Raw genomic sequence first — 25,280 nt, forward strand, 5'->3', positions numbered from 1 at the left:
GGCCTGGCAGCAGGGATTGCCCCAGGACGGAGGAAAGGCCGCATTGTACGCTGCCCGCCGTTGCCGCTTGAAGGCATAATTGGCCTGTGGTGTCCGATCAATCCCTGCCCGACCTGCCTCGATGATCAAGAAAATCGCCATCGCCGAACTGAAGCCAGGCATGTTCATCCACGACCTCAATATGGGCTGGCTGGACCACAACTTCCTGCGCAACAGTTTTGCCGTGCACGACGAGGCCGACCTGCGCAAGGTGCGGGAGACCGGGGTGCACGAGGTCTATATCGACACCGCCAAGGGCCTGGACGTGGCCCATGCCCCCACCAGCGAGGAAACCACCCGGGAACTGCACCAGCGCCTGGAGGCCATCGCCGAGGAGGAGCCGGCGCCGCTGCGCAGCGTGGCCCTGGCCGAGGAGATGCACCGGGCCCGCAAGCTGCACAACGAGGCCCACCGCATCGTCCGCGACATGATGGGCGATATCCGCCTGGGCAAGCAGATCGAGATGGAAAAGGTGGAACCCATGGTGGAAAACATGGTGGATTCCATCTTCCGCCACCAGGATGCCCTGATTCCCCTTTCCCGCCTGAAGACCCACGACGACTACACCTTCCTCCATTCGGTGTCGGTGTGCGCCCTGCTGGTGGCCTTCGCCCGCACCCTCAACCTGCCCAGGGACACCATCAAGGAAATCGCCATCGGCGGCCTGCTGCACGACGTGGGCAAGGCCCAGGTGCCCGAGTCCATCCTCAACAAGCCGGCCAAGCTGACCGACGCCGAGTTCGACAAGATGAAGAACCACGTGGTGCAGAGCAAGATCATCCTGCTGCACACCCCGGGCATCAGCCAGATCGCCCTGGACGTAGCCGCCGAACACCACGAGCGCTTCGACGGCACCGGCTACCCGAACAAGTACAAGGGCGACCAGATCAGCCTCTACGGCCAGATGGGGGCGGTGGTGGACGTGTACGACGCCATCACCTCCAACCGGGTGTACCACAAGGGCATGCCCGCCACCGAGGCCCTGCGCCGCCTGCTGGAGTGGAGCCAGTTCCACTTCAACCCGGAACTGGTGCAGGCCTTCATCCGCAGCATCGGCATCTACCCCACCGGTTCCCTGGTGCGCCTGGAGAGCGGCCGCCTGGGGGTGGTGCTGGAGCAGAACGCGGAAAAGCTGCTGCTGCCCCGGGTCAAGGTTTTCTACCATGCCGAGAAGCGCTACTACCTGCCGCCCGAGGAGGTGGACCTGAGCCTCAGCCAGGACCGCATCCTCGGCCACGAAAACCCGGAGCAGTGGGGCATCGACATGCGTACCTGGATGCCGGCCTGAAGCCGGTTATACTGCCCTCCCCCGCGTTTCCCCAGCCTTCGCCATGCGCCGTTCCGCCTTTTTCCTCCTCGCCGCCGCCGTTGCCGCCCCCCTCTGGGCCCAGACCCTGGCGCCCATCGACGATGCCGAAAAGACCCGCCTGGAAGCCCAGGTCAAGACCATGAAGGCCGAGGCCGAGGACATTCGGGCCGGGGCCGAGCAGCAGTTCATCGCCGACGAGAAGGTGTGCTGGCAGAAGGTGCTGGTCACCGCCTGCATCGACGAGGCCAAGGCCCGCCGGGTGACGGTGATCCAGAAGGCCCGCGCCATCGAAGTCCAGGCCAATACCCTGCAGCGCGAGGTGAACAACCGGGTGCTGGCCACCCGGGAAGCCCGTCGTGCCGCCGAAGCCCCGACCCGGGCGGCGGAGCAGCAGGCCGAGGCCGAGCGCTACCGGGCCGAGCAGGCCAAGGCCGCCGCCGACCGGCAGAAGCGGCAGCAGGCCAAGGTCCAGGAAGAGGCCGCCGGCCGTGCCCAGACCGCCGCCGAGGCCAAGGCCCGGGCCGAGCGCCTCAACGCCAAGCAGCAGGACCGTCCCCCCCGCAGCACGGCGACCCCGGAAGAGGAAGTGGCCCAGCGCGTCGCCGAGCGGGACAAGCGGGTGGCGGAGAAGAAGGCGGAGCGGGAAGCCAAGGAAAAGCAGCGGGCCGCCGAGCGCGCCGCCTGGGAGGCCCGGCAGAAGCAGTTGCAGGGCAAGTAACTCCGTGGCGGACAGTGGTTGAATTGCCGACCACCTTAGCGGGGTGCGTGGTCAGTACGCTTCAGGGCGAGCAGTTCGCCGCAACCGCCAGAGAGGGCGGCCAGAACGATGGATATGAAATGCTGGGACCAGCTGTCCACGCCTAGGCTGCCACACAGGATGACAGCAGCGATGGCCGCAGCCAGCGCCCCGGTAGCGATGCCATTGGCTCGCGCCAGATAGCCGGCGCTGTAGCCGGCTATGATGGCCGGCGTGAGGGAAAGGGCTAGAAGTCCTAGTTCGGTGAGGAGCGCAGGAGCCCCTTCCTGCGGAAGGCGTTCATACAAGCTCAGGTGCAGTGAGCCGATGGCCAGCGTCAGGATAATGAAGGTGATGGTGGCAAAGGCAGCAGCTTTGGCAAAGGGGGCTGTGGCGCGTGTAAATCGCCCCAGGCTTGTAGCTCCCCATGGTTCTCTCATTGGGATAGAAACGCTGCTGCAATGGTTACCAGAGTGAGCGCTGCTTCGACGCTGCGGTCTTCGCCAGCCGGTCGGGACGGCAAGAGAGTCTGCAAGGCGCCCTTGGGTAGATAGATGCCGTGGCAGGTCGGGCAACTGTGGGCCAATGTGCCCTGTGCCGCTACCTGAGCAAATGCGGCGGGGCCGCAACTGGGGCAAGCCAGCCGGACTGTTTTTCCCGTCTGCTGAGGTGTCCATGTGATTGGTGTCGACACCCCCTTGGCTTGAGATATCAGGGCTGCCACCTCGGGGCCGGGAATCCAGTTTCCCTCGCAGTAAAGGCATGACCAGAATCCCGGCGTCTCAAGTTCCACCGAAGACATGGGTTCAATGCAGCTTGGACAATGGGGGACTGGCATGGTGGCCTTAACCGAATCAGAGGTGAAAAAAGGAAAGTGCCGTGGGGAAGACCGGCGCTTCAGCGGATGATAGCCAGCACCAGGGAGAGTCCGAAGAATCCCCAGCCAAGCATGCGGAAAGTGTCGGCGAACCTCTTGTAGTTCGTTTCGTTGTTGCGTTTGTCGTAGTGATCCACCACTACCGAGAGCATGACGAGACAGGAACAAACGATAGCGCCGTACATGACCCAGGCGGGGGTGTCGTGAAGGTGGATGCCCTTGCTGCGTTTTCCCGGAACATAAAGGTCGTTGACCCAGACGCCGTAGCTTCCATAGGCCAACAGCGCCAGGGAGAACAGGGTGTTGCTGATCCGTTCTTTTGCCGGGATGTGGTTAGGGGTATAGGAGGTGTTCATGGCGTACGCGTTCAGGATATATATCCGGAGCAAAATCATACGTCATAACATGTGGTGAAACTACCGGAAGCCGAAATGGCAGAAGGGACGGGCATCCCCGGCATGGCCTGCCGGAGATGCCCGTCCCTTTTGGGGTTTGGGGCTGCTGTCGTTGACGCCTGGGCTGCCGCTTACTCGATGCCCTGGCTGGAGAGGTATTCCTCGTAGGTGCCCTTGTAGTCCACGATGCCGTCCGCCTTGATTTCGATGATGCGGGTGGCCAGGGAGGAGACGAATTCCCGGTCGTGGGAGACGAACACCAGGGTGCCCTTGAACAGGTCCAGGGCGGTGTTGAGGGATTCGATGGATTCCATGTCCAGGTGGTTGGTGGGCTCGTCCAGCAGCAGCACGTTGGAGTGCAGCAGCATCAGCTTGCCGAACAGCATGCGGCCCTGTTCGCCGCCGGAAATCACCTTCACCGACTTCTTCACTTCGTCGCCGGAGAACAGCAGCCGGCCCAGGGTGCCGCGGATCAGGGTTTCCACGTCGCCGCCCTCGTAGCCGCCCTGGCGCACGAATTCGGTGATCCAGTCGGTCAGGCTCTTGTCCTCGGCGAAGTCGCTGGCGTGGTCCTGGGCGTAGTAGCCGGGCTTGGCCTTCTCGGCCCACTTGATGGTGCCGTAGGAGGGCTGCAGCTGGCCCATCAGCAGCTTGAGGAAGGTGGTCTTGCCGACGCCGTTTTCGCCGATGACGGCGATCTTGTCGCCGGCCTCGATGTTGCAGGTGAAGTTCTTGAACAGGGGCTTGGCCGGGTCGTAGCCGAAGTTGAGGTTCTCGATCTCCACCGCCAGACGGTGCAGCTTGTCCTTCTCGTCGAAGTCGAAGCGGATCCACGGGTACTGGCGGGAAGAGGGCTTCACGTCTTCCGGCTTGATCTTGTCGATCAGCTTCAGGCGGGAGGTGGCCTGCTTGGCCTTGGACTTGTTGGCGGAGAAGCGGCGCACGAATTCCTGCAGCTCGGCCACCCGTTCCTTGGCCTTGGCATTGGCGTTCTGCTGGCGTTCACGGGCCTGGCTGGAGGCTTCCATGAAGTCGTCGTAGTTACCCGGGTAGATGGTGATCTTGCCGTAGTCCAGATCCGCCATGTGGGTGCACACCTGGTTCAGGAAGTGGCGGTCGTGGGAGATGATCACCATGGTGGAGTTGCGCTCGTTGAGCACGTCTTCCAGCCAGCGGATGGTGTTGATGTCCAGGTTGTTGGTGGGCTCGTCCAGCAGCAGGATGTCCGGGTTGGCGAACAGGGCCTGGGCCAGCAGCACCCGCAGCTTCCAGCCCGGGGCGACTTCGCGCATGGGGCCGTTGTGCTTGTCCACCGGGATGCCGACGCCCAGCAGCAGTTCGCCGGCCCGGGATTCGGCGGTGTAGCCGTCGTACTCGGCGAACTTGCCTTCCAGCTCGGCCGCCTTCATGTAGTCCTCTTCCGTCGCTTCCGGATTGGCGTAGATGGCGTCCTTCTCGCTCATGCAGGCCCACATTTCCTCGTGGCCCATCAGCACCACGTCCAGCACCCGCATGTCCTCGTAGGCGAACTGGTCCTGCTTCAGGTAGGCCATGCGCTCATGCTTGTCCTTGGAGACATTGCCGCCGGAAGCTTCCAGGGCGCCGCAGAGGATCTTCATGAAGGTGGACTTGCCCGCCCCGTTGGCGCCGATGAGGCCGTAGCGGAAGCCTTCGCCGAACTTGACGTTGACGTTCTCGAACAGGGGTTTGGCCCCGAACTGCATGGTGATATTGGCGGCGACGAGCATGGACGATCCTGGAAAAACGAACTGCGACGAAAAGCGGGAACGGCGATAGCGGCGTAAAGCGCGACGAAAGCGGACGACGGAAAGACAGAGGGCGGCTTGTCGCCGCCCTCGTCAGGTAAGTCGCGGGGACTTACTTGGCGCCGAGGATCGGCTTGTTACGGGCGTGGCCTTCAGCGGCGTAGACGGCCTTGCGCACAGCCTTGGGGCTGTTGCGGAACAGGCGCTTGGCGGCCTTGGACAGGCAGCGGCGTTCCAGGGTGGAACGGCGGGTACGGTTGGCGGTAGCGGCCATGGTTTTCTCCGGTCAAGCAGGCTTGACTCAAATGGTTGGAAAAACAAGGTTAAACCGGCTCAGGCCAGCCTCGAAAAAACGGGTCTGAAATCCAGTCCGACCTAATGATCAAGATCAGGGGCGTGAATTTTAAAGGTTTTTTCCCGTTTTGGGCAGCTTTTACCCGGCGAAGGCAGCGAATGGGGCCCCTGCCATAGGGTAAACTGGCGCCCATGGCCGAATGCGCAGAACCCGTTGCCCCTCCCGTTGCCCTTGCCCACGACATCATCCGTCTGGGCCAGGTCTTCACCCCGCCCGACATCGTCACCCGCATGCTGGCCCTGCGCCGCAATGCGGGACGGGTGCTGGAGCCGGCCTGCGGCGACGGCGCCTTCCTGGCCCGCCTGCCGGGGGCCGTCGGCATCGAGGTGGATGGGCGCCATGCGCCGGCCGGGGCCACGGTCATGGATTTCTTCGCCTACCCGGTGAGCGAGCAATTCCACACCATCATCGGCAATCCGCCCTACGTCCGCTTCCAGGACATTCCGGCCCCGACCCGGGCCCGCCTCAGCCTGGACCATTTCGACGGCCGCTCCAACCTCTACCTGTTTTTCATCGAAAAGTGCCTGCGCCACCTGGTGCCCGGCGGCGAGCTGATCTTCATCACGCCCCGGGATTTCCTCAAGGCCACCTCCGCCGTCGGCATGAACCGGCTGCTCCACGCCGCCGGCAGCATCACCGACTTCATCGACCTGGGCGACGCCCGGGTCTTCCCCGGGGCCACGCCCAACTGCGTCATCTGGCGCTTCGAGAAAGGCGACTTTTCCCGCCGCACCCGCTACGAGGCGGGGGGGCAGGTGGAAGAGCGCCATTTCCAGTGCAGCGGCGGCCACCTGGCCTTCACCCGGGAGCCTTGCCCGGTGCGCCTGCGGGACGTGTTCTACGTCAAGGTGGGCGCCGTTTCCGGGGCCGACGACCTGTACGCCTCGGCCGAGCACGGCAACCAGGATTTCGTCTGCGCCCGCACCGCCCGCACCGGCCAGACCCGCCGCATGATCTACGATGTGCGCCATCCCCTGCTCGAACCCCACCGGGAACGCCTGATCCAGCGCCGCATCCGCCGCTTCGACGAGAGCAACTGGTGGAAGTGGGGGCGCAGCTGCCACCTCAGCGACGGCCCGCGCATCTATGTGAACGGCAAGACCCGGGTGGGCCGGCCCTTCTTCCTCCATCCTTGCCGCTATTACGACGGCGCCGTGCTGGCCCTCTTCCCCCACGACCCGACGGTGGATGTGCAGGTGCTGTGCGACATGCTCAACGCCGTGGACTGGGAAGCCCAGGGTTTCGTCTGCGACGGCCGCTTCCTCTTCGCCCAGCGGGCCCTGGAACAGGCCCTGCTGCCCGAGGCCTTCGCCCCCTTCGCGCGGCGGCCCGGGGCCGCCTGAGATGGAGCTGCCGGGGCGGGCCCTGGCGCCCTACGTGCGGGTAATGCTGGGCCAGGCCGGGGAGCCGGCCGGCCAGTGCAGCGTCGAACGCACGCAATGGCTGGACCAGGGTGTCGAGGTGCGCCGGGAGGTGGCGACCTGGGAGTTCGCCGACGGCGCCGTGATCCGCCGCACGGTGGAGGAAGACGACTTCCCTGCCGCCCTGGCCTGTGCCGAATGCTGGATCACCTACGAAGTGCTGGCCAGCGCCCCTGAAAATCCCATCCATCCCGCCCGCCAGGTCTTCGAGAACGCCTGCCGGGAATCCTTCTGGCTGGCCTACCACTCCGCCTGAGCCGCTAGGCCGCGGCCAGGGGGTCAGGCCTTGCCGCGCAGGTAGGCCTCGCATTCCGCCGCCGGCATGGGGCGGGCATAGAGGTAGCCCTGGACTTCGTCGCAGCCGGTGGCGCGCAGGGCGGCGGCCTGGGATTCGGTTTCGACCCCTTCGGCGATGGTCTTCAGCTTCAGGCTGGAGGCCATCTGCACCACGGCGCGGACGATGGCGGCGCTGTCGCCGTCGCTGGTGATGTCGCGCACGAAGCTCTGGTCGATCTTCAGCTTGTCCACCGTGAAGCGCTTCAGGTAGGCCAGGCTGGAATAGCCGGTGCCGAAATCGTCGATGGAAAGCAGCACGCCCATGGCGTTCATGGCCTTGAGGGTGGCCAGGGTGGCCTCCGCATCCTGGATCAGGATGGATTCGGTCAGTTCCAGCTCCAGGCTGGCGGCGGGCAGGCTGGCGGCGCTGAGGGCGTCGCCGACGGTGATCAGCAGGTTGTCCCGGTGGAACTGCAGGGCCGACAGGTTCACCGCCATGGTCATGGGCGGCAGGCCGGCATCGAGCCAGGTCCGGGCCTGGCGACAGGCTTCCTGGATCACCCAGGCGCCCATGGGCACGATCAGGCCCGTCTCTTCCGCTAGGGGGATGAACTTGCCCGGGGGCACCAGGCCTTCCGGCGTGCGCCAGCGCAGCAGGGCCTCCACCCCCACCACCCGGCCGCTGGCCAGGTCCAGCTGGGGCTGGTAGTAGAGCACCAGCTCCTGCCGCTCCAGGGCCTGGTGCAGGCGTTGTTGCAGGGTCAGGCGTTCCAGGGTGCTGACGTTCATGGCCTCGGTGAAGAAGCGGTAGGCGTTGCGGCCGCTCTGCTTGGCATGCACCAGGGCCGTATCGGCCTTCTTCAGCAGGGTGTCGAAATCGCTGCCGTCGTCCGGGGCCAGGCTGATGCCGATGCTGCCGGTGATGCTCAGGGGGTGGCCGTCCACCTCGAAGGGGGTGGCCAGGGCGGCCAGCACCGTCTCGGCGGCCCGGGAGACCCGGGCCAGGTCCTGGGCCTGGGGCAGGACGATCAGGAACTCGTCACCGCCCTGGCGGCACAGGGTGCTGCTTTCCCGCAGGATGTTCTTCAGGCGCTTGACCACGGTGCGCAGCAGCTGGTCGCCGGCGTGGTGGCCGAGGGAGTCGTTGATGGTCTTGAAGTGGTCCAGGTCCAGCAGCAGCAGGGCCACCGGGTTGATGCCGCCGGCGCCCCGCTCCATGGCCGATTCCACCGCCTGTTCCAGGCGCAGGCGCAGCAGGTTGCGGTTGGGCAGGCCGGTCAGGTGGTCGTGCTGAGCGAGGAACTGCAGGCGTTCCTCCAGGGCCTTGCGGTCCGAGATGTCGGAGAAGACGGCGACATGGTTCACCACCCGGCCCTGGTCGTCCTTGACCACGTTGATGCGGGTCCACTTCGGGTAGATCTCGCCGCTCTTGCGCCGGTCGTAGATTTCGCCCTGCCAGTAGCCCTGGCTGTTGAGGGCCTCCCACATCTGGCGGTAGAAGGTCTTGTCGTGGTGGCCCGAGGAGAGCAGGCGGGGATTGCGCCCCAGCACCTCTTCGGCGCTGTAGCCGGTGGTTTCGCAGAAGGCCCGGTTCACCGAGCGGATGTTGTTGTCGGCGTCGGTGACGAGGAAGGCTTCGTTGGAGGTGTCGAACACCTTGGCCGCCAGGCGCAGTTCCTCTTCCTGGCGCTTGCGCTCGGTGATGTCCACCATCACCCCCACCAGGCCGGCAACCCGCCCTTCGGCGTCCATGAAGGTGGCCTTGTTGTAGATCACGTCGTGCTTGCTGCCGTCGGCGTAACAGGCCTGGCTTTCGTAGACTTGCTTGCCCGGGTTGTCGAACAGCTGGCGGTCGGCGGCGGCGTAGATGTCGGCCAGCTCCTTCGGCGCCAGGTCGTAGACGCTCTTGCCCAGCAGCTCGTGGCGTTCCTTGCCAAGGTAGGTGAGGAAGGCTTCGTTGCAACCCACGTAGCGGCCCTGGGCATCCTTGTAGAAAAGGGGGCTGGGAATGGCCTCGATCAGGGTGTGCATGAACTGCACGTGTTCCTGCAGCTGGGCGTCGGCCTGTTGCAGGGCGTCCTGCTTGCGCGCCAGGCTGGCGGCGGTTTCGTCGAACTGGCGCGCCAGGGTGGCGATTTCGTCGTCACCGGCCATGCCGATGCGTTCGTTCAGATGGCCCTCGCCCAGGCGCCGGGCGGCGGCGGAGATGCGCTGCAGGCGGCGGGTCACCCACAGGTCCAGCAGCAGGGACAGCAGCAGGGCGCCGAGCACGGCCAGGGCGCCCGTCTTCAGGGACTCCTCCACCGCTTCGCTGCGGGCGGCGGCCAGGGGCGCCGTCATGTCGAATTCGACGTACAGGGTGCCGCGCTTGAGGCCGCGCAGGGAGCCGTGGGTGAGGTCGAGCACCAGGGGGAAGTAGCCGCTGAGCACGGTCCCTGCCTCGTTCAGCTCGATGCGGTGCTGGTCCCGGCCCATGGCCTCGTCCGCCTCCCGCGGCCGGTAGCCGCTGACCCGGGCCGCGTCCTGGCCCTGCCACAGGTAGCGGTTGGCGAAGATGACCTGGTGCTGTTCGTCGGCCAGGATCAGGGTGTTGATGCGGGGGTGCAGGGCGGTGGCCGAGAGGCGGGCCTTGGCCTGGGACAGGTTGTCCAGCACCAGGCGCTCGGAGAGGATGTCCTGCAGCTGGCGCATGAGGACGCCCACGGTTTCCCGGCTTTCCTGCTCGATGCGCTGGCTGGCGTGCTGGTACCAGTGCTGGGCGACGTAGAGGGAGGCCAGGATGGCGGACAGCAGCAGCACCACCGGCAGCAGCCGCTTCAGGCGGAAGGGGGCCGGCAGCTGGTGGATGGGGGGTACGGACTTCATGGCGCCAGCACCTCCGCCAGGTCCGCCGGCAGCAGGCGCAGGGGGGCGACCCCGTGGCTGAGCAGCTGGCGTTCCTGCATCAGGGTGGCCAGCCGTTGCAGAGGGGCGGCGATGGCCGGGGTGGTGCCGGTGAGCAGATTGAGGTTTTCCTGGCGGTCGGGCAGGACCAGGCCGTCCAGGGCCTTGAGCAGTTCGGGGCCGCTGCTCTGGGTGCGGCGCCCCAGGGCGGCGGCGACCTCGGCCGGCGCCGCCTTGAACTCGTCGAGGACGCGGAACCAGGCCTGGCTGAGGGTCTTCAGGGTCGCCCGGTGCTGCCGGTAGGCCTCCTCCCGCACCACCAGCAGGTCGAAGATCTCGCCCGGGGTCTGACGGCTGGAGAAGAGCTGGTGCGCGCCCATGGCCTGCAGGCGGGAGAGCACCGGTTCGAAGGTCACCACCGCATCCACGGCACCGGCGATGTAGGCATTGATGTGGGTGTCCACCGTCAGGGGCACCACCGAGACGTCGGCCGGGGCCAGGCCGCCCTGGGCCAGGGCCCGGGTCAGCATGTAGGCGCCCAGGGCCTGGTTTTCCACACCGATGCGGCGCCCCTTGAGGTCCGCCAGGCGGCGGATGTCGGGGCGGGCCACCAGGGCGTCGCCGCCGTGGGAGATGTCCAGCACCAGGGCGACGCGCACCTCCACCTTGTCCGCCAGCAGGCTGAGGGCCTCGTCGCCGGTGAGGGCGGCGCCATCCAGGGCGCCGTTGCGCAGGGCCCGCAGGACTTCGGAGGAGGAGGTCAGTTCGTACAGGCGGAGCGGTGCATCGCTCCAGTAGCCCCGTTCCCGGGCCAGGTGCAGGGGCTCGTAGCCGGGCCATTCGTTGGTGCCCAGGCGCAGGGGCGCCAGCTGTTGCCGGCGTCCGCAACCGGCGAGCAGCGCCGCACCGGCGGCCAGCAACAGGCGGCGGCGGGTGAGGTGGGGCAAGAGGCTGGCATGGGCGCTGGCGGAGGACATGGGCGGGGCCGGAAAATTACCATTTCATTATCTCATGAAATACCAGGTGTTCCCGGGACGGTGAGGCGGCCGGGGGACTAAGGGAAAGCCGTCGGGGCGGCGGGACGCCCCGTTTTGGTAACATAGGCCGTCTCAACCACAACGGCGTTCCGCCGACCCGGAGACAGCTCCCCATGGTTCCCCATCTCACCACCGCCCTCACCGGCCCCCTGCTGGACCTGGAAAAACGCTTCCTCGACGACAGTACCCGCATCGAACAATGGCTGCGCAGCCAGTGGCAGGAGCACACGCCGCCCTTCTACGGCTCGGTGGACCTGCGCAACAACGGCTTCAAGCTGGCCCCGGTGGATACCAACCTCTTCCCCGGCGGCTTCAACAACCTGAATCCGGCCTTCCTGCCCCTGTGCGTGCATGCCACCATGTCGGCCATCGAGAAAATCTGTCCCGATGCCCGCAACCTGCTGCTCATCCCCGAGAACCACACGCGCAACCAGTTCTACCTGATGAACGTGGCCCAGCTGGCCACCATCCTGCGCCAGACCGGCCTCAACGTGCGCATCGGCACCCTGCTGCCGGAGATCACCGAGCCCACCACCCTGGAACTGCCCAACGGCCACAGCCTGGTGCTGGAGCCCCTGGTGCGGACCCAGTACCGGCTCGGCCTGAAGGACTTCGACCCCTGCGCCATCCTGCTCAACAACGACCTTTCCGCCGGCGCCCCTGCCATCCTGCAGAACCTCAACGAGCAGTTCCTGCTGCCGCCCCTGCACGCCGGCTGGGCGGTGCGCCGCAAGTCCCACCACTTCGCCGCCTACGACCAGGTGGCCACCGACTTCGCCGCCCATTTGGGCCTGGATCCGTGGCGCATCAATCCCTATTTCGCCGTGTGCAACCAGATCAACTTCCATGAGCGCCAGGGCGAGGACTGTCTGGCCGCCCAGGTGGACATGCTGCTGGCCCGCATCCGCGAGAAGTACAAGGAATACGGCGTCACCGAGACGCCCTACGTGGTGGTCAAGGCCGATGCCGGCACCTACGGCATGGGCGTCATGACGGTGAAGGACGCCTCCGAGGTCACCGGCCTCAACCGCAAGCAGCGCAACAAGATGAGCGTGGTCAAGGAAGGCCTGGAAGTGTCCGAGGTGATCATCCAGGAAGGGGTGCATACCTTCGAGAGCATCAACGACGGCGTCGCCGAGCCGGTGGTGTACATGATCGACCGCTATGTGGTCGGCGGCTTCTACCGGGTGCACAGCGGCCGCGCCAAGGACGAAAACCTCAACGCCCCGGGCATGCACTTCGAGCCCCTGGCCTTCGAGACCTGTTGCAACCAGCCCGAGCACGCCCTGGCCCCGGATGCCCCGCCCAACCGCTTCTACGCCTACGGCGTGGTGGCGCGCCTGGCCCTGCTGGCAGCGTCCGTGGAACTGGAAAACACCACGCCGGCGGCCTGATGTCCCGGCCCGGGGCGACGGCCCGGCGAGCGATGCCGGGAACCATCCCGGCGTTTTCGCCTCTGTGACAGGGCTCGCCTCCGCTGCCCACCTCTTTCAGGACTTTCCATGCGCATTGCCTTCATCGTTGATCCCCTGGACCAGCTCAAGGCCTACAAGGATTCATCCGTGGCCATGATGCGGGCCGCCGAGCGCCACGGCCACGAGGCCTGGGCCCTGCAGGTGGACAGCCTGGCCTGGAGCCAGGAAGGCGGCGTGCGGGGCCAGGCCCTGCGCGTGCATACCCGGCCCGACGACCACGACTGGTACCGGGAGACGGGCCGGGAGAGCCTGGCCCTGAAGGATTTCGATGCGGTGGTGATGCGCAAGGACCCGCCCTTCGATGTCGAATACGTCACCGCCACCTGGCTGTTGGAGCGGGCCGAGGCGGAAGGGGCGCGCATTTTCAACAAGCCCCGGGCCCTGCGGGACCATTCGGAGAAGTTCGCCACCGCCGAATTCCCCCAGTTCACCGTGCCGGCCCTGGTGACCCGGGACAGTCACGCCCTGCAGGCCTTCATCGACGCCCAGCGGGACGTGGTGATGAAGCCCCTGGACGGCATGGGCGGCAGCTCCATCTTCCGCGTCCATCGCAACGAGCCCAACCGCAACGTCATCATCGAGGTGCTGACCCAGCTGGGTCAGCGCACGGTCATGGCCCAGCGCTTCATTCCCGAGATCAGCCACGGCGACAAGCGCATCCTGCTGATCAACGGCAAGCCCGTACCCTATGCCCTGGCCCGCATCCCCAAGGCCGGCGAGACCCGCGGCAACCTGGCCGTGGGCGGCACCGGCGTGGCCCAGGAACTGTCGCCCCGGGACCGGCAGATCGCCGAGAGCCTGGGCCCCGTCCTGGCGGCCCGGGGCCTGTTCCTGGTGGGCCTGGACGTGATCGGCGACTGGCTCACGGAAATCAACGTCACCAGCCCCACCTGCATGGTGGAGATCCAACAGCAGACCGGCTTCGATGTGGCCGGCGCCTTCATCACCGCCCTGGAGCACGCATGCGGTTCGTAGCACCCCTGTTCGTCGCCGTCCTGCTTTCCCTTCTTTCCGCCTGCAGCAAGGTCCCCCTGACCCAGCAGGAAGCCTATGTCTTCGGCACCCGGGTCGAGGTGCTGGTGGCCGGTACCCCGGAGCCCCAGGCGCGGGCGGCGGTGGGTGAAGTGCTGCAGGAATTCGACCGGCTGCACCGGGCCTACCACGCCTGGCAGCCGTCCGAGCTGACCGCCCTCAACGATGCCATCGCCGCCGGCAAGAGCCTCAAGGTCTCGGCCGAACTGCGCCAGTTGCTGCAGGATTCCCAGGCCATCGCCGCCCGGGGCCAGTGGCTGTTCGACCCGGCCATCGGCCGCCTGGTGGAGCTGTGGGGCTTCCACGCCGACGAGTTCAAGCCGGCCCTGCCCGATCCCAACCGGGCCTCCTTCCTCGCCGCCGCCCGCCCTTCCCTGCGGGACCTGAGCTTCAAGGGCGAGCGGGTGGCCTGCAGCAATCCCTCGGTGGCCATCGACCTGGGCGGCTATCTCAAGGGCGTGGCCCTGGACCGGGCCGCCGCCATCCTCAAGGCCCGGGGCATCCACAACGCCCTCATCAACATCGGCGGCAACGTGCTGGCCCTGGGCGAGAAGAACGGCGATCCCTGGCGGGTGGGCATCCAGCATCCACGCCAGCCGGGCCCCATGGCCAGCCTGGAACTGAAGGACGGCGAGGCGGTCGGCACCTCCGGCGACTACCAGCGCTATTTCGAGGTGGGCGGCCAGCGCTACAGCCACCTCATCGATCCGCGCCGGGGCTGGCCGGCCCAGGGCACCCAGGCGGTGACCGTGCTCATCCCTCCCGGGCCCCAGGCCGGCACCCTTTCCGACGCCCTCTCCAAGCCCCTCTTCATCGCCGGCGCCGCCGACTGGCAGCGCCTGGCCCAGGCCACCGGCGTCAGCCAGGCCCTGCGGGTGGACGGCAGCGGCGCCATCCAGGTGACCAAAGGTCTGGCCGAGCGGCTGAAATGGGCAGACGGAGTGAAGCCGGCAACGGTAATATCTCCCTAGTTTTGCAGGGGAGAGGCCGCTCCGGCCCCGGCGGTCGCCGGGTGGGAAGCCGACCGTTGGCGGTTGCCGGCCGCCGGACCGCACCGGATAATCGTTCCAGCCGGGCATGCCGCCATTGCCGCGCCAGCTCTTCCTCTCCTTGTTGGCCTGCCCGTCTTCGGCGCCAGGCTTTGATTTCCAGGCAGGACCTTAAGCTAGAATGACAGTTGGCATCTTGATCATCGCCCACGGCGACATCGGCCCCGCCCTCATCGGCGCCGCTTCCCACGTCCTCGGCCGCAATCTGGCGGAGGAAAGGGTGGCCAGCCTACGCGCCGGCCATGACGAGGCGCGGGAGGATTTCCTGGCCCTGGCCCAGGCCCGGGTGGCCGATCTCGACAGCGGCGATGGGGTATTGCTGCTGACCGACCTGTTCGGCGCCACTCCGGCCAACCTGTCCCGGGAGCTGCTGCAGCCGGGCCGGGTCGCCGGCGCCGCCGGGGTCAGCCTGCCCATGCTGCTGCGGGCCGTCAATTACCGTCAGCTGCCCCTGGAGGCGCTGCGGGACAAGGCCCTCACCGCCGCCACCGAATGTTCCGCTCCCCTGCCCTGAGCCCGGGTGAGCCCTGAAAGGAGTAATGCATGAGCCAGACCTGCCGTGCCGATGCGGAAATCACCAACAAGCTGGGCCTGCACGCCCGGGCCTCGGCCAAGCTGACCCAGCTCGCCGGCCGCTTCAAGAGCGAGGTGTGGATGGAGCGCAACGGCCGCCGCATCAACGCCAAGAGCATCATGGGGGTGATGATGCTGGCCGCCGGCAAGGGTTCCACGGTCAGCGTCGAGACCAGCGGTCCGGATGCGGAGCAGGCCCTGCAGGAACTCCTGGCCCTGATTGCCGACAAATTCGGCGAAGGGGAGTGATTTCCGCCATGACGCCGACACGGCGTCGCGGCCCCAAGCCAGTCCGCCTGCGGGCGGCATAAACAGAACAACACCTCGGGAGACCGACATGAGCTTCACCATCCACGGCCTTGGCGTTTCCGGCGGCATTGCCATCGGGGTGGCCCAGCTCATGTCCCACGCCACCCTGGAGGTGGCCCACCTGACCATCGGCCCGCGCATGGCCGACAAGGAAGTGCTGCGCTTCGAGGCCGCCATCCTGGCGGTGCAGGCCGAACTGGAACAGCTCAAGCTGGAAGCCAGCAAGGGCAACGCCCCAGCCGAGCTGCGGGCTTTTGTGGACCTGCACGGCATGATCCTGGCCGACCCGGAACTGTCGGAAGTGCCCAAGCAGATCATCCGGGAACGCCGCTGCAACGCCGAGTGGGCCGTGGTGCAGCAGATGGAGCGCCTGGTGGCCCAGTTCGACGCCATCGACGATGCCTATCTGCGGGAACGCAAGGCCGACGTGGTGCAGGTGGTGGAGCGGGTGGTCAAGGTGCTGATGGGCCATCCCGGCCGCTCCGCCCTGCGGGCGCGCAAGGGCGGCAAGGAGACGACGGACCAGATCATCGTCGCCCACGACCTTTCCCCCGCCGACACCATCGGCTTCAAGGAGCAGCGTTTCGCCTCCTTCATCACCGACGTGGGCGGCGCCACCTCCCACACCGCCATCCTGGCCCGCTCCATGGCCATCCCCTCCATCGTCGGCCTGCACCGGGCCCGGGACCTGATCCGGGACGGGGAACTGCTGATCATCGACGGCACCCGGGGCGTGGTCATCGTCAATCCGGACGAGCGGGTGCTGGAAGAGTACCGGCTGCGCAAGAGCGAACTGGAGCTGGAACGCTCCAAGCTGAAGCGCCTCAAGACCATGAAGGCCACCACCCTGGACGGGGTGGATGTGCTGATGTACGCCAACATCGAACTGCCGGAGGACGTGGAGGCGGCCCGTACCGCCGGCGCCGACGGCATCGGCCTGTTCCGCACCGAATTCCTCTTCCTCAACCGGGGCGATATGCCCACCGAGGACGAGCAGTTCGAGGCCTACCGCAAGGTGGTCAAGGGCATGGAAGGCAAGCCGGTGACCATCCGCACCTTCGACCTGGGGGCCGACAAGGCCCTGGATGCCATGGACCGGGTCAAGACCAACCCGGCCCTGGGCCTGCGCGCCATCCGCCTGCAGCTGGCCGAGCCGAAGATGTTCCGCACCCAGCTGCGGGCCATCCTGCGGGCCTCCAAGTACGGCAAGGTGAAAATCCTCATCCCCATGCTGGCCCACGCCCACGAGATCGACGCCACCCTGGCGGCGGTGCAGGCGGCCAAGCAGAGCCTGCGGGAGCAGAAGATCGGCTTCGACGAGGGCATCGAAGTGGGCGGCATGATCGAGATTCCCGCCGCCGCCTTGGCCATCGGCATGTTCCTGCGGCGCCTGGATTTCCTGTCCATCGGCACCAACGACCTGATCCAGTACGCCCTGGCCATCGACCGTTCCGACGAGACCGTCTCCCAGCTCTACGATCCCCTGCATCCGGCGGTGCTGATGCTGGTGGCCCACACCATCTACAGCGGCGAGAAGGCCGGCCTGCCGGTGTCCGTCTGCGGCGAGCTGGCCGGCGATCCGGCCATGACCCGGCTGTTGCTGGGCATGGGCCTGCGCGTCTTCTCCATGCATCCCTCCCAGATCCTGGAGGTGAAGCAGCACGTGCTGAAGAGCGAAGTGGCCGAGATCGCGCCCCAGGTGCGCAAGATCCTGCGCTACAGCGAGCCGGAGAAGATCCGCGAGCAGATCGACAAGCTCAATGCCTGAGCTCGGGGCGGACCGCGTTTGCGCTCCTCCGCCCCCTTGGTTATCATGTTCCACAGCGCCGATTTGAAATCCGTCAGCTTGCGGGCGCTTAATAAATACGGCTAAAGCGAGGACCGATGCCCAGTCCGAGCCGAGCCAATCTCGATTCTCCGACTGGGCGTCTTGTTTTTTGGTGATTGAAATCCTGCGATGTCAGACAAGCATTCCGTCGGTGTGGTGAGTCCCCAGCGGGCCCATTTCGCCGAACCCATCCAGCTGGCCAGCGGCGCCACCCTGGCCGCCTACGACCTGGTCTATGAGACCTACGGCCGCCTCAACGCCGACCGTTCCAATGCCGTGCTGGTGTGCCACGCCCTCTCCGGCAGCCACCACGTGGCCGGCCACTACGCCGACAACCCGAAGAACGTGGGCTGGTGGGACAACCTGGTGGGCCCGGGCAAGCCCCTGGATACCGACAAGTTCTTCGTCGTCGGGGTGAACAACCTGGGCGGCTGTTACGGCTCCACCGGCCCCGGCTCCATCAACCCGGCCACGGGCAAGCCCTATGGCGCCGACTTCCCGGTGGTGACGGTGGAGGACTGGGTCGAGTCCCAGGCCCGCCTTGCCGACCGCCTCGGCATCAACCAGTGGGCCGCCATCATCGGCGGCAGCCTGGGCGGCATGCAGGCCCTGCAGTGGAGCCTGGAATACCCGGAGCGGGTGCGCCACGCCCTGGTCATCGCCTCCGCCCCCAAGCTCACCGCCCAGAACATCGCCTTCAACGAGGTGGCCCGCCAGGCCATCCTCACCGACCCGGACTTCCACGGCGGCAACTACTACGAGCACGGCGTGGTGCCGGCCCGGGGCCTGCGCCTGGCGCGCATGGTGGGCCACATCACCTATCTTTCCGACGACCAGATGGGGGAGAAATTCGGCCGCCAGCTGCGGGAAGGGGTGCTCAAGTACAACTACGACGTGGATTTCGAGATCGAGTCCTACCTGCGCTACCAGGGCGACAAGTTCGCCGGCTTCTTCGACGCCAACACCTATCTCATCACCACCAAGGCCCTGGACTACTTTGATCCGGCCCGGGATTTCGGCGGCGACCTGAAGGCGGCCCTGGCCCGGGCCTCGGCCAAGTTCCTGCTGGTCTCCTTCACCACCGACTGGCGTTTCGCGCCGGAGCGCAGCCGGGAAATGGTGTATGCCCTGCTGCACAACAACCGGGAAGTCTCCTACGCCGAGATCGACTGCAACGCCGGCCACGACTCCTTCCTCCTGGACGACGCCCAGTACCACGCGGTGATGGGCGCCTACCTGCACAACATCGCCGTCTGAGAGAGCCGCCATGACCAACAATTCTCTCGACCGTTTCGACTTCGACGTCATCGCCAAATGGATCGCCCCCGGCGAACGGGTGCTGGACCTGGGCTGCGGCGACGGCAGCCTGCTCAAGTTTCTGGCCCAGGCCCGCAACACCCACGGCTACGGGGTGGATATCGATCCGGCCAACGTCCTGGCCTGCGTGCGCAACGGCGTCAATGTGATCCAGAGCAACCTGGAGCAGGGCCTGGCCGGCTTCGAGGACGGCTTCTTCGACCACGCCATCATGTCCCTCTCCCTGCAGACCGTTCACCGCACTGTGCCCCTGCTGGAAGAACTGCTGCGGGTGGGCCGGGAGGCGGTGGTCTCCTTCCCCAACTTTGGCTACTGGCTGCACCGCCAGGCCATCCTCAACGGCCGCATGCCGGTCTCCAAGGACCTGCCCTACCAGTGGTACGACTCCCCCAACGTGCGCTTCTTCACCATCGCCGACTTCCAGGCCCTGTGTGAGGAAAAGGGCATCGCCATGCGGGAGCTGAAGGCTTTCGACGAAGGCAAGGAAGTGACGGAAGATCCCAACTTCCTCGCCAGCCTGGCCATCTGCCGCCTGGGCCGGGACTGAGCGTGGCCGAGGCCGCGGTCCTTTCCGCCGGCGCCCGTCTGGGCCGGACCTGGCGCCTGGCCGCCATCCTGGTGCTGGGCTTCGCCTCCGGCCTGCCCCTGGCCCTCACCGGCCAGGCCATGCAGGCCTGGCTGACGGTGGACGGCATCGACCTGGCCACCATCGGCTTCTTCGGCCTGGTGGGCATTCCCTACACCTTCAAGTTCCTCTGGGCGCCCCTCATGGACCGCTTCGAGCCGCCCTTCCTGGGCCGGCGCCGGGGCTGGCTGGTGCTCACCCAACTGGCCCTGGGCGGGCTGTTGTGGCTGATGTCCGGCCTGTCGCCGGCAACGGCGCCCCAGCTGTTCGCCCTGGCGGCCCTGGCGGTGGCGTTCCTGGCCGCTTCCCAGGACGTGGTGGTGGACGCCTACCGTACCGACCTGCTGCCCGAGGCCGAACGGGGTCTCGGCGCCTCGGTGCATGTCTTCGCCTACCGTCTGGCCATGATCCTTTCCGGCGGCATCAGCCTCATCTGGGCCGGCCAGTGGCAGTCCTGGCCCCGGGTGTACGCGGTGATGGCGGCCATCATGGTGGGCTGCGCCGCCTTCTCCCTGCTGGCCGTGCCCCGGGTCAGCAGCGCCAACAAGCCCCTGGCCTCGGACCCGAAAAAGGAACTGCTGGGCTTTGCCGCCATGCTGGCCGGCGTGGTCGCCGGCTATGTCGTGGCCCGCCAGGCCCTGGTGGTGCTGGGCCTCAATCCGGACGATGCCAACAAGTGGGTGCAGCTGTTGTTCGTCCTGGCCGAGATTGCCGCCGCCCTGCCCCTGGCCTGGTGGTGTTCCCGCAAGGCCGGCTTCGAGACCCTCAACCAGTCCCTCGCCAGCTACTTCGCCCAGAGCGGTGCCGGAGCCTTCCTCCTGCTGATCGTGCTGTACAAGCTGGGGGACGCCTTCGCCGGCAGCCTGACCACGCCCTTCCTGATCAAGGGCATGGGCTTCCTGCAGGAGGAGGTGGGCATCGCCAACAAGGTCATCGGCATCTGGCTGACCATCCTGGGGGCCTTCATCGGCGGCCTCATCATGACCCGCCTGGCCCTCTACCGCTCCCTGCTGTTTTTCGGCGTGCTGCAGCTGGTTTCCAACTTCGGCTTCTACCTGCTGGCCCTGCTCGGCAAGGGGGCCTGGGGGGCGGTGATGGTGCCGGCCTTCGACTGGGGCATCGTTTCCCTGCATACCCCGGCCAGCCTGGACTGGCTGCTGCTGACGGTGATCGCCGGGGAGAACATCAGCGGCGGCATGGGTACCGTTGCCTTCGTCGCCCTGCTCATGGGTCTCTGCAACCATCGCTTCTCCGCCACCCACTATGCCCTGCTCTCGGCTTTCGCGGCGGTGGGGCGCATCTATGTCAGTCCCCTCTCCGGGGTGCTGTCCGAATCCATCGGCTGGCCCGCCTTCTTCCTTTTTTCCATCGTCGTCGCCGTGCCTGGCGTCTTCATGGTGTGGTGGATGCGACGGCCCCTGCAGGCCCTGGGTACGCCAGCCAGCGACGGCGCCGCCGACGACTGATAAACCGGGCCGGATTCAGTCGCCGAGCAGGTGCAGCACTACCTCCCGGGAATGGCCCCGGTGGCGATGTTCGTAGAGATAGAGCCCCTGCCAGGTACCCAGCAGCAGGCGGCCGTCGCTGACGGGGATGCCGAGGGAGGTCTGGGTCAGGGCGGCGCGGATGTGGGCCGGCATGTCGTCCGGCCCTTCCAGGTCATGCTCGAAGGCCGGGTCCCCATCTTGTACCAGCTTGGCGAAGAAGCGCTCCAGGTCCCGCTGCACGGAGGGATCGGCGTTTTCCTGGATGATCAGGGAAGCGGAGGTGTGGCGGCAGAAAACGGTGAGCAGGCCCTGGTGGAGGCCGCTGGCGGCGACAAAGTCGCGGGCCTGTTGGGAAAATTCGTGAAGCCCCCGGCCCCGGGTTGCGATGTGGATGCTTGCCAGGGCTTGGGGCACGGCGCGGGCCTGTCTCAGAGACAGAGATAGACGGCGAAAGCCAGTCCCATCAGGGTCAGAGGCAGGGCCGGCGCCAGGACGAGAGCGGTGTTGATTTCCTTGGCGCTCATGATGATGAAACCTCCTGTATGCAACGACTCCATGCTAGCAGGGGGCTTCATCAACATCAGTGAGCGTTTGTGACAGCGGGGCTTACAGTAGCACCCGCTCGATGCCGCCGCTGTTGGCCTTCTGCACGTACTGGGCCATCCAGTTCTCGCCCAGCAGGGTCTTGGCCATTTCCACCACGATGTAGTCGGCCTGGATGTCGGCATCCGGCTCGTAGCGGGACAGGCCCTGGAGGCAGGAAGGGCAGGAGGTGAGGATCTTCACCTGGTCCTGGACGCCAAAGTCCTGGCGCAGCTTGGTGGCGCCCTTCTCGATCTCCTCCTGCTTGCGGAAGCGCACCTGGGTGGAGATGTCGGGACGGGACAGGGCGAAGGAGCCGGACTCGCCGCAGCAGCGGTCGTTGAGGTCCACGCGCTGGCCCATCAGGTCGTTCACCACCTTGATGCCCGAGTAGGTCTTCATCGGCGTGTGGCAGGGCTCGTGGTACATGTACTGGGTGCCCTTCACCCCTTCCAGCTTGACGCCCTTTTCCAGCAGGTACTCGTGGATGTCCAGCAGGCGGCAGCCGGGGAAGATTTTCTCGAATTCATACTTCTGCAGCTGGTCCATGCAGGTGCCGCAGGAGACGATCACCGTCTTGATGTCCAGGTAATTGAGGGTGGTGGCCACCCGGTGGAACAGCACCCGGTTGTCGGTGATGATCTTCTGGCCCTTGTCCTCCTCGCCGGCGGCATTCTGCGGGTAGCCGCAGCACAGGTAACCCGGGGGCAGCACGGTGACGGCGCCGGTCTCGTAGAGCATGGCCTGGGTGGCCAGACCCACCTGGGAGAAGAGGCGCTCGGAGCCGCAGCCGGGGAAGTAGAAGACCGCGTCCGAATCCTCGGTGGCCTTCTGCGGGTCCCGGATCACCGGCACCACGTGGTCGTCCTCGATGTCCAGCAGGGCCCGGGAAGTGCGCTTGGGCAGGTTGCCCGGCATGGGCTTGTTGATGAAATGGATCACCTGGGCTTTCACCGAGGGCCGGCCCAGGGTGGCGGGCGGGTGCTGCACGATGCCCTGGGTCAGGCCGAAGGTCTTGGCCAGCTTGACGCCCAGGCGCTGCAGCTTGTAGCCCCAGCCGATCATCATGGTGCGGGCCAGCTTGATGGTGGCCGGGTCCTTCATGGTGAGGAACCACATGGTGGCGGCCTTGCCCGGGTCCAGCTTCTTCTTGCCCTGCTTGCGCAGGAAGTTGCGCATGGCCACCGAGACGTCGCCGAAGTCGATATCCACCGGGCAGGGTTTGACGCAGCGGTGGCAGACCGTGCAGTGGTCGGCCACGTCGTTGAATTCGTCGAAGTGCTGCAGGGAGATGCCGCGGCGGGTCTGCTCCTCGTAGAGGAAGGCCTCGATCAGCAGGGAGGTGCCGAGAATCTTGTTGCGCGGGGAATAGAGCAGGTTGGCCCGGGGCACGTGGGTGGAGCACACCGGCTTGCACTTGCCGCAGCGCAGGCAGTCCTTGATGGAGTCGGCGATCTTGCCGATCTCGGACTGCTCCATGATCAGGGACTCGGCCCCGAGCAGGGAGAAGGAGGGCGTATAGGCGTTGTGCAGGTCGCCGCCGGGCATCAGCTTGCCCTTGTTGAAGCGGCCTTCCGGGTCCACCTTCTCCTTGTAGGCGCGGAAGGGGCCGATTTCCTCGTCCGTCAGGAATTCCAGCTTGGTGATGCCGATGCCGTGCTCACCGGAGATGACGCCGTCCAGGGAGCGGGCCAGGTACATGATGCGCTCCACCGCCTTGTTGGCAGTTTGCAGCATCTCGTAGTGGTCCGAATTCACCGGGATGTTGGTGTGCACGTTGCCGTCGCCGGCGTGCATGTGCAGGGCCACGAAGACGCGGCCGCGCAGCACTTCCTTCTGCACGGCGGCCATCTTCTCGGAGAGGGGCCGATAGGTGGCGCCGTTGAAGATGTTGTCCAGGGGCTCCTTCAGCTCCTTCTTCCAGGAGGCGCGCACGGAGTAGTCCTGCAGGCGGTGGAAGAGGGTCGGGTTGGCGGCCCGGTTGGTCAGCTCGCCAGCCACCACGCCGAATTCGGCGAAGCGCTGCTCGGCCTCGGCCAGGGGCAGATCTAGGTTGTCCAGCAGCCACTGCCAGCGGGCGCGCACGTCGCTGATGTGCTCCAGGGCCCTCTCGCGGCGGTCCTCGATGAGCACGTCCTTGTCCAGCTTGGTGTCGGCGCTGTTGACCGGCAGATCGCCCTTGAAGAATTCGGTCAGGGCATCGCACAGGTCCAGCTTGTTCTGCAGGGACAGTTCGATATTGATGCGCTCGATGCCGTCGCAGTAGTCGCCCATGCGCGGCAGGGGGATCACCACGTCCTCGTTCACCTTGAAGGCGTTGGTGTGCTTGGAGATGGCGGCGGTGCGGGAACGGTCCAGCCAGAACTTCTTGCGGGTTTCCGGAGTGATGGCGATGAAGCCTTCGGCGCCGCGCACATTGGTCATCTTGACCACGTCGGAGGCAGCCTGCATCACCGCATTCTCGTCGTGGCCGACGATGTCGCCGATCAGCACCATTTTCGGCCGGCCGTGGCGCTTGGCCTTGGTGGCGTAGCCGACGGCCTTCACATAGCGTTCGTCCAGATGCTCCAGGCCGGCCAGCTGCACGCCGGCCTTGTGGCCTTCGCCACCCGGCTTGAAGTAGTCGGTGATCTCGACAATGGAGGGCACGGCCTCCCGCACCTGGCCGAAGAATTCCAGGCAGACGGTGCGGGTGACCGGGGGCATCTTGTGCAGCACCCAGCGGGCGGCGACGATGATGCCGTCGGTGCCTTCCTTCTGTACTCCGGGCACGCCGCCGAGGAACTTGTCGGTGACGTCCTTGCCCAGGCCGGTCTTGCGGCAGGCCGCGCCGGGCAGGGCCAGCACTTCTTCGGAGAGCAGCTTGTAGCTCCTGGCGTCGAAGCGCTTGAGGCGGAATTCCACCTTCTCCTGCTCATGGATCTTGCCGAAGTTGTGGTTGAGGCGTTCCACCTCCAGCCAGTTGCCGTCCGGCGTCACCATCTTCCACCAGGCCAGGTTGTCCAGGGCGGTGCCCCACAGCACGGCCTTCTTGCCGCCGGCGTTCATGGCGATGTTGCCGCCGATGCAGGAGGCGCTGGCGGAGGTGGGGTCCACGGCGAAGACGCGGCCGGCGGCCGAGGCGGCTTCGGAGACCCGGTCGGTAACCACGCCGACGCTGGTGCGGATGGTGGCGTAGGGCTTGTCGTGGCCGGGCAGGACGATCTCTTCCACCGGGCCGATGTCGATCAGCTTCTCGGTGTTGATGACCACGGACAGGGGCGACAGGGGCACGGCGCCGCCGGTGTAGCCGGTGCCGCCCCCCCGGGGAATGATGGTCAGGCCCAGCTCGATGCAGCCGCGCACCAGGGGACCGATTTCCTCTTCCGTATCCGGGTAGAGGACGACGAAGGGGTATTCGACGCGCCAGTCGGTGGCGTCCGTCACATGGGAGACCCGGGCCAGGCCGTCGAAGGCCACGTTGTCCTTGCGGGTGTGGCGGGTCAGGGTCTTCAGCACCTTCCGGCGCAGCATGAGGGTGTCGATGAAGCGCTGTTCGAAGCGGTCCACCGCCTTGTGGGCGGCTTCCACCAGCTGGGCCACCTTGCGGCTGCGTTCCGGGTCCTCGCCGGCGGATTCGCTGCGGCGCTTTTCCACTTCCGCCAGGCGGTGGCGCAGGGCCTGCACCAGGGCCTCGCGGCGGCTGGGGGTGGCCAGCAGGTCGTCTTCCAGGTAGGGGTTGCGCTGCACCACCCAGATGTCTCCCAGCACCTCGTACAGCATGCGGGCGGAGCGGCCGGTGACGCGCTCGGCGCGGAGTTCGTCCAGCACCCGCCACATGTCCTCGCCTAGCAGGCGGATGACGATCTCCCGGTCGGAGAAGGAGGTGTAGTTGTAGGGGATTTCGCGCAGACGTGCAGTCATCGGACG

The 25,280-nt window shown here is 66.4% G+C and carries 22 protein-coding genes; 13 read left to right on the forward strand and 9 right to left on the reverse strand.

Translation table 11 applies throughout. The features are described from left to right. Positions 1-121: 121 nt before the first annotated feature. Together EV678_RS11830 and EV678_RS11835 are read left to right on the forward strand one after the other, a co-directional pair. Entirely contained in the window at positions 122-1,327 is a 1,206-nt protein-coding gene (locus EV678_RS11830; protein ID WP_130459671.1) for an HD-GYP domain-containing protein, read from the forward strand. 43 nt (positions 1,328-1,370) lie between these two features. Then, positions 1,371-2,066, forward strand: a complete 696-nt coding sequence (locus tag EV678_RS11835; protein ID WP_130459672.1) for a hypothetical protein — start codon at positions 1,371-1,373, stop codon at positions 2,064-2,066. A 35-nt stretch (positions 2,067-2,101) separates the two neighbouring features. Here EV678_RS11835 and EV678_RS11840 read toward each other — a convergent pair whose 3' ends face one another. From EV678_RS11840 to EV678_RS16090, 5 genes are all read right to left on the reverse strand, one after another. Then, complete coding sequence (locus tag EV678_RS11840; protein WP_130459673.1) at positions 2,102-2,524, reverse strand: hypothetical protein; 423 nt, start codon at positions 2,522-2,524, stop codon at positions 2,102-2,104. After that, positions 2,521-2,922 (reverse strand): TFIIB-type zinc ribbon-containing protein, encoded by a 402-nt coding sequence (locus EV678_RS16595; protein WP_083833911.1) that lies wholly within the window; start codon positions 2,920-2,922, stop codon positions 2,521-2,523. The genes EV678_RS11840 and EV678_RS16595 overlap by 4 nt, the downstream gene beginning before the upstream one ends. 59 nt (positions 2,923-2,981) lie before the next feature. Then, positions 2,982-3,317 carry a hypothetical protein gene (locus EV678_RS11850; protein WP_043798718.1) on the reverse strand — a complete coding sequence of 112 codons (336 nt, stop codon included), beginning with the start codon at positions 3,315-3,317 and terminating at the stop codon, positions 2,982-2,984. Between the two features lie 170 nt (positions 3,318-3,487). Beyond that, the gene (locus EV678_RS11855; RefSeq protein WP_014235863.1) at positions 3,488-5,104 is read right to left on the reverse strand and encodes an ABC-F family ATPase; all 1,617 of its coding nucleotides are present in this window, start codon (positions 5,102-5,104) and stop codon (positions 3,488-3,490) included. Positions 5,105-5,234: 130 nt separating this feature from the next. Continuing rightward, positions 5,235-5,396 carry a hypothetical protein gene (locus EV678_RS16090; protein ID WP_014235862.1) on the reverse strand — a complete coding sequence of 54 codons (162 nt, stop codon included), beginning with the start codon at positions 5,394-5,396 and terminating at the stop codon, positions 5,235-5,237. Between the two features lie 212 nt (positions 5,397-5,608). Here EV678_RS16090 and EV678_RS11860 point away from each other — a divergent pair, with 212 nt between their 5' ends. Both EV678_RS11860 and EV678_RS16190 read left to right on the forward strand, forming a co-directional pair. Next, positions 5,609-6,820: an Eco57I restriction-modification methylase domain-containing protein gene (locus EV678_RS11860; RefSeq protein WP_130459674.1), complete on the forward strand. Its 1,212-nt coding sequence runs from the start codon at positions 5,609-5,611 to the stop codon at positions 6,818-6,820. 1 nt (position 6,821) lies between these two features. Next, complete coding sequence (locus tag EV678_RS16190) at positions 6,822-7,154, forward strand: hypothetical protein (protein ID WP_207222264.1); 333 nt, start codon at positions 6,822-6,824, stop codon at positions 7,152-7,154. A 23-nt stretch (positions 7,155-7,177) separates the two neighbouring features. On the opposite strand, the gene EV678_RS11870 is transcribed toward EV678_RS16190, so the two are convergent. Next, positions 7,178-10,039 carry an EAL domain-containing protein gene (locus tag EV678_RS11870; protein ID WP_014235859.1) on the reverse strand — a complete coding sequence of 954 codons (2,862 nt, stop codon included), beginning with the start codon at positions 10,037-10,039 and terminating at the stop codon, positions 7,178-7,180. Further along, the gene (locus EV678_RS11875; protein WP_130459675.1) at positions 10,036-11,034 is read right to left on the reverse strand and encodes an ABC transporter substrate-binding protein; all 999 of its coding nucleotides are present in this window, start codon (positions 11,032-11,034) and stop codon (positions 10,036-10,038) included. The genes EV678_RS11870 and EV678_RS11875 overlap by 4 nt, the downstream gene beginning before the upstream one ends. A gap of 173 nt (positions 11,035-11,207) precedes the next feature. Between EV678_RS11875 and gshA the strand changes: the two genes are divergently transcribed. From gshA to EV678_RS11920, 9 genes are all read left to right on the forward strand, one after another. After that, the gene (gene gshA, locus EV678_RS11880; protein WP_130459676.1) at positions 11,208-12,488 is read left to right on the forward strand and encodes a glutamate--cysteine ligase; all 1,281 of its coding nucleotides are present in this window, start codon (positions 11,208-11,210) and stop codon (positions 12,486-12,488) included. A gap of 108 nt (positions 12,489-12,596) precedes the next feature. Beyond that, entirely contained in the window at positions 12,597-13,544 is a 948-nt protein-coding gene (gene gshB, locus EV678_RS11885; RefSeq protein WP_130459677.1) for a glutathione synthase, read from the forward strand. Continuing rightward, positions 13,532-14,572 carry an FAD:protein FMN transferase gene (locus tag EV678_RS11890; RefSeq protein WP_130459678.1) on the forward strand — a complete coding sequence of 347 codons (1,041 nt, stop codon included), beginning with the start codon at positions 13,532-13,534 and terminating at the stop codon, positions 14,570-14,572. Before gshB ends, EV678_RS11890 begins: the two co-directional genes overlap by 13 nt. A 199-nt stretch (positions 14,573-14,771) precedes the next feature. Then, positions 14,772-15,164, forward strand: coding sequence for a PTS sugar transporter subunit IIA (locus EV678_RS11895; protein WP_130459679.1), 393 nt, complete (start codon positions 14,772-14,774; stop codon positions 15,162-15,164). Between the two features lie 29 nt (positions 15,165-15,193). Then, positions 15,194-15,472: an HPr family phosphocarrier protein gene (locus tag EV678_RS11900; protein ID WP_014235853.1), complete on the forward strand. Its 279-nt coding sequence runs from the start codon at positions 15,194-15,196 to the stop codon at positions 15,470-15,472. Positions 15,473-15,560: 88 nt separating this feature from the next. Beyond that, on the forward strand, positions 15,561-17,300 hold the full coding sequence (gene ptsP, locus EV678_RS11905) for a phosphoenolpyruvate--protein phosphotransferase (RefSeq protein WP_014235852.1): 1,740 nt from the start codon (positions 15,561-15,563) through the stop codon (positions 17,298-17,300). A gap of 189 nt (positions 17,301-17,489) precedes the next feature. After that, positions 17,490-18,617, forward strand: a complete 1,128-nt coding sequence (gene metX, locus EV678_RS11910) for a homoserine O-succinyltransferase MetX (protein WP_014235851.1) — start codon at positions 17,490-17,492, stop codon at positions 18,615-18,617. A 10-nt stretch (positions 18,618-18,627) separates the two neighbouring features. Beyond that, positions 18,628-19,224: a methionine biosynthesis protein MetW gene (gene metW / locus EV678_RS11915; protein WP_014235850.1), complete on the forward strand. Its 597-nt coding sequence runs from the start codon at positions 18,628-18,630 to the stop codon at positions 19,222-19,224. A 2-nt stretch (positions 19,225-19,226) separates the two neighbouring features. After that, the gene (locus tag EV678_RS11920; RefSeq protein WP_207222265.1) at positions 19,227-20,768 is read left to right on the forward strand and encodes an AmpG family muropeptide MFS transporter; all 1,542 of its coding nucleotides are present in this window, start codon (positions 19,227-19,229) and stop codon (positions 20,766-20,768) included. Positions 20,769-20,783: 15 nt separating this feature from the next. Here EV678_RS11920 and EV678_RS11925 read toward each other — a convergent pair whose 3' ends face one another. Both EV678_RS11925 and EV678_RS11930 read right to left on the reverse strand, forming a co-directional pair. Beyond that, entirely contained in the window at positions 20,784-21,203 is a 420-nt protein-coding gene (locus tag EV678_RS11925) for a secondary thiamine-phosphate synthase enzyme YjbQ (RefSeq protein WP_130459680.1), read from the reverse strand. A gap of 192 nt (positions 21,204-21,395) precedes the next feature. Then, the gene (locus EV678_RS11930; RefSeq protein WP_130459681.1) at positions 21,396-25,274 is read right to left on the reverse strand and encodes a DUF3683 domain-containing protein; all 3,879 of its coding nucleotides are present in this window, start codon (positions 25,272-25,274) and stop codon (positions 21,396-21,398) included. Positions 25,275-25,280: the final 6 nt, after the last annotated feature.

Origin of the sequence: Azospira oryzae (assembly GCF_004217225.1) — a bacterium.
GTDB classification, from domain to species: domain Bacteria; phylum Pseudomonadota; class Gammaproteobacteria; order Burkholderiales; family Rhodocyclaceae; genus Azospira; species Azospira oryzae.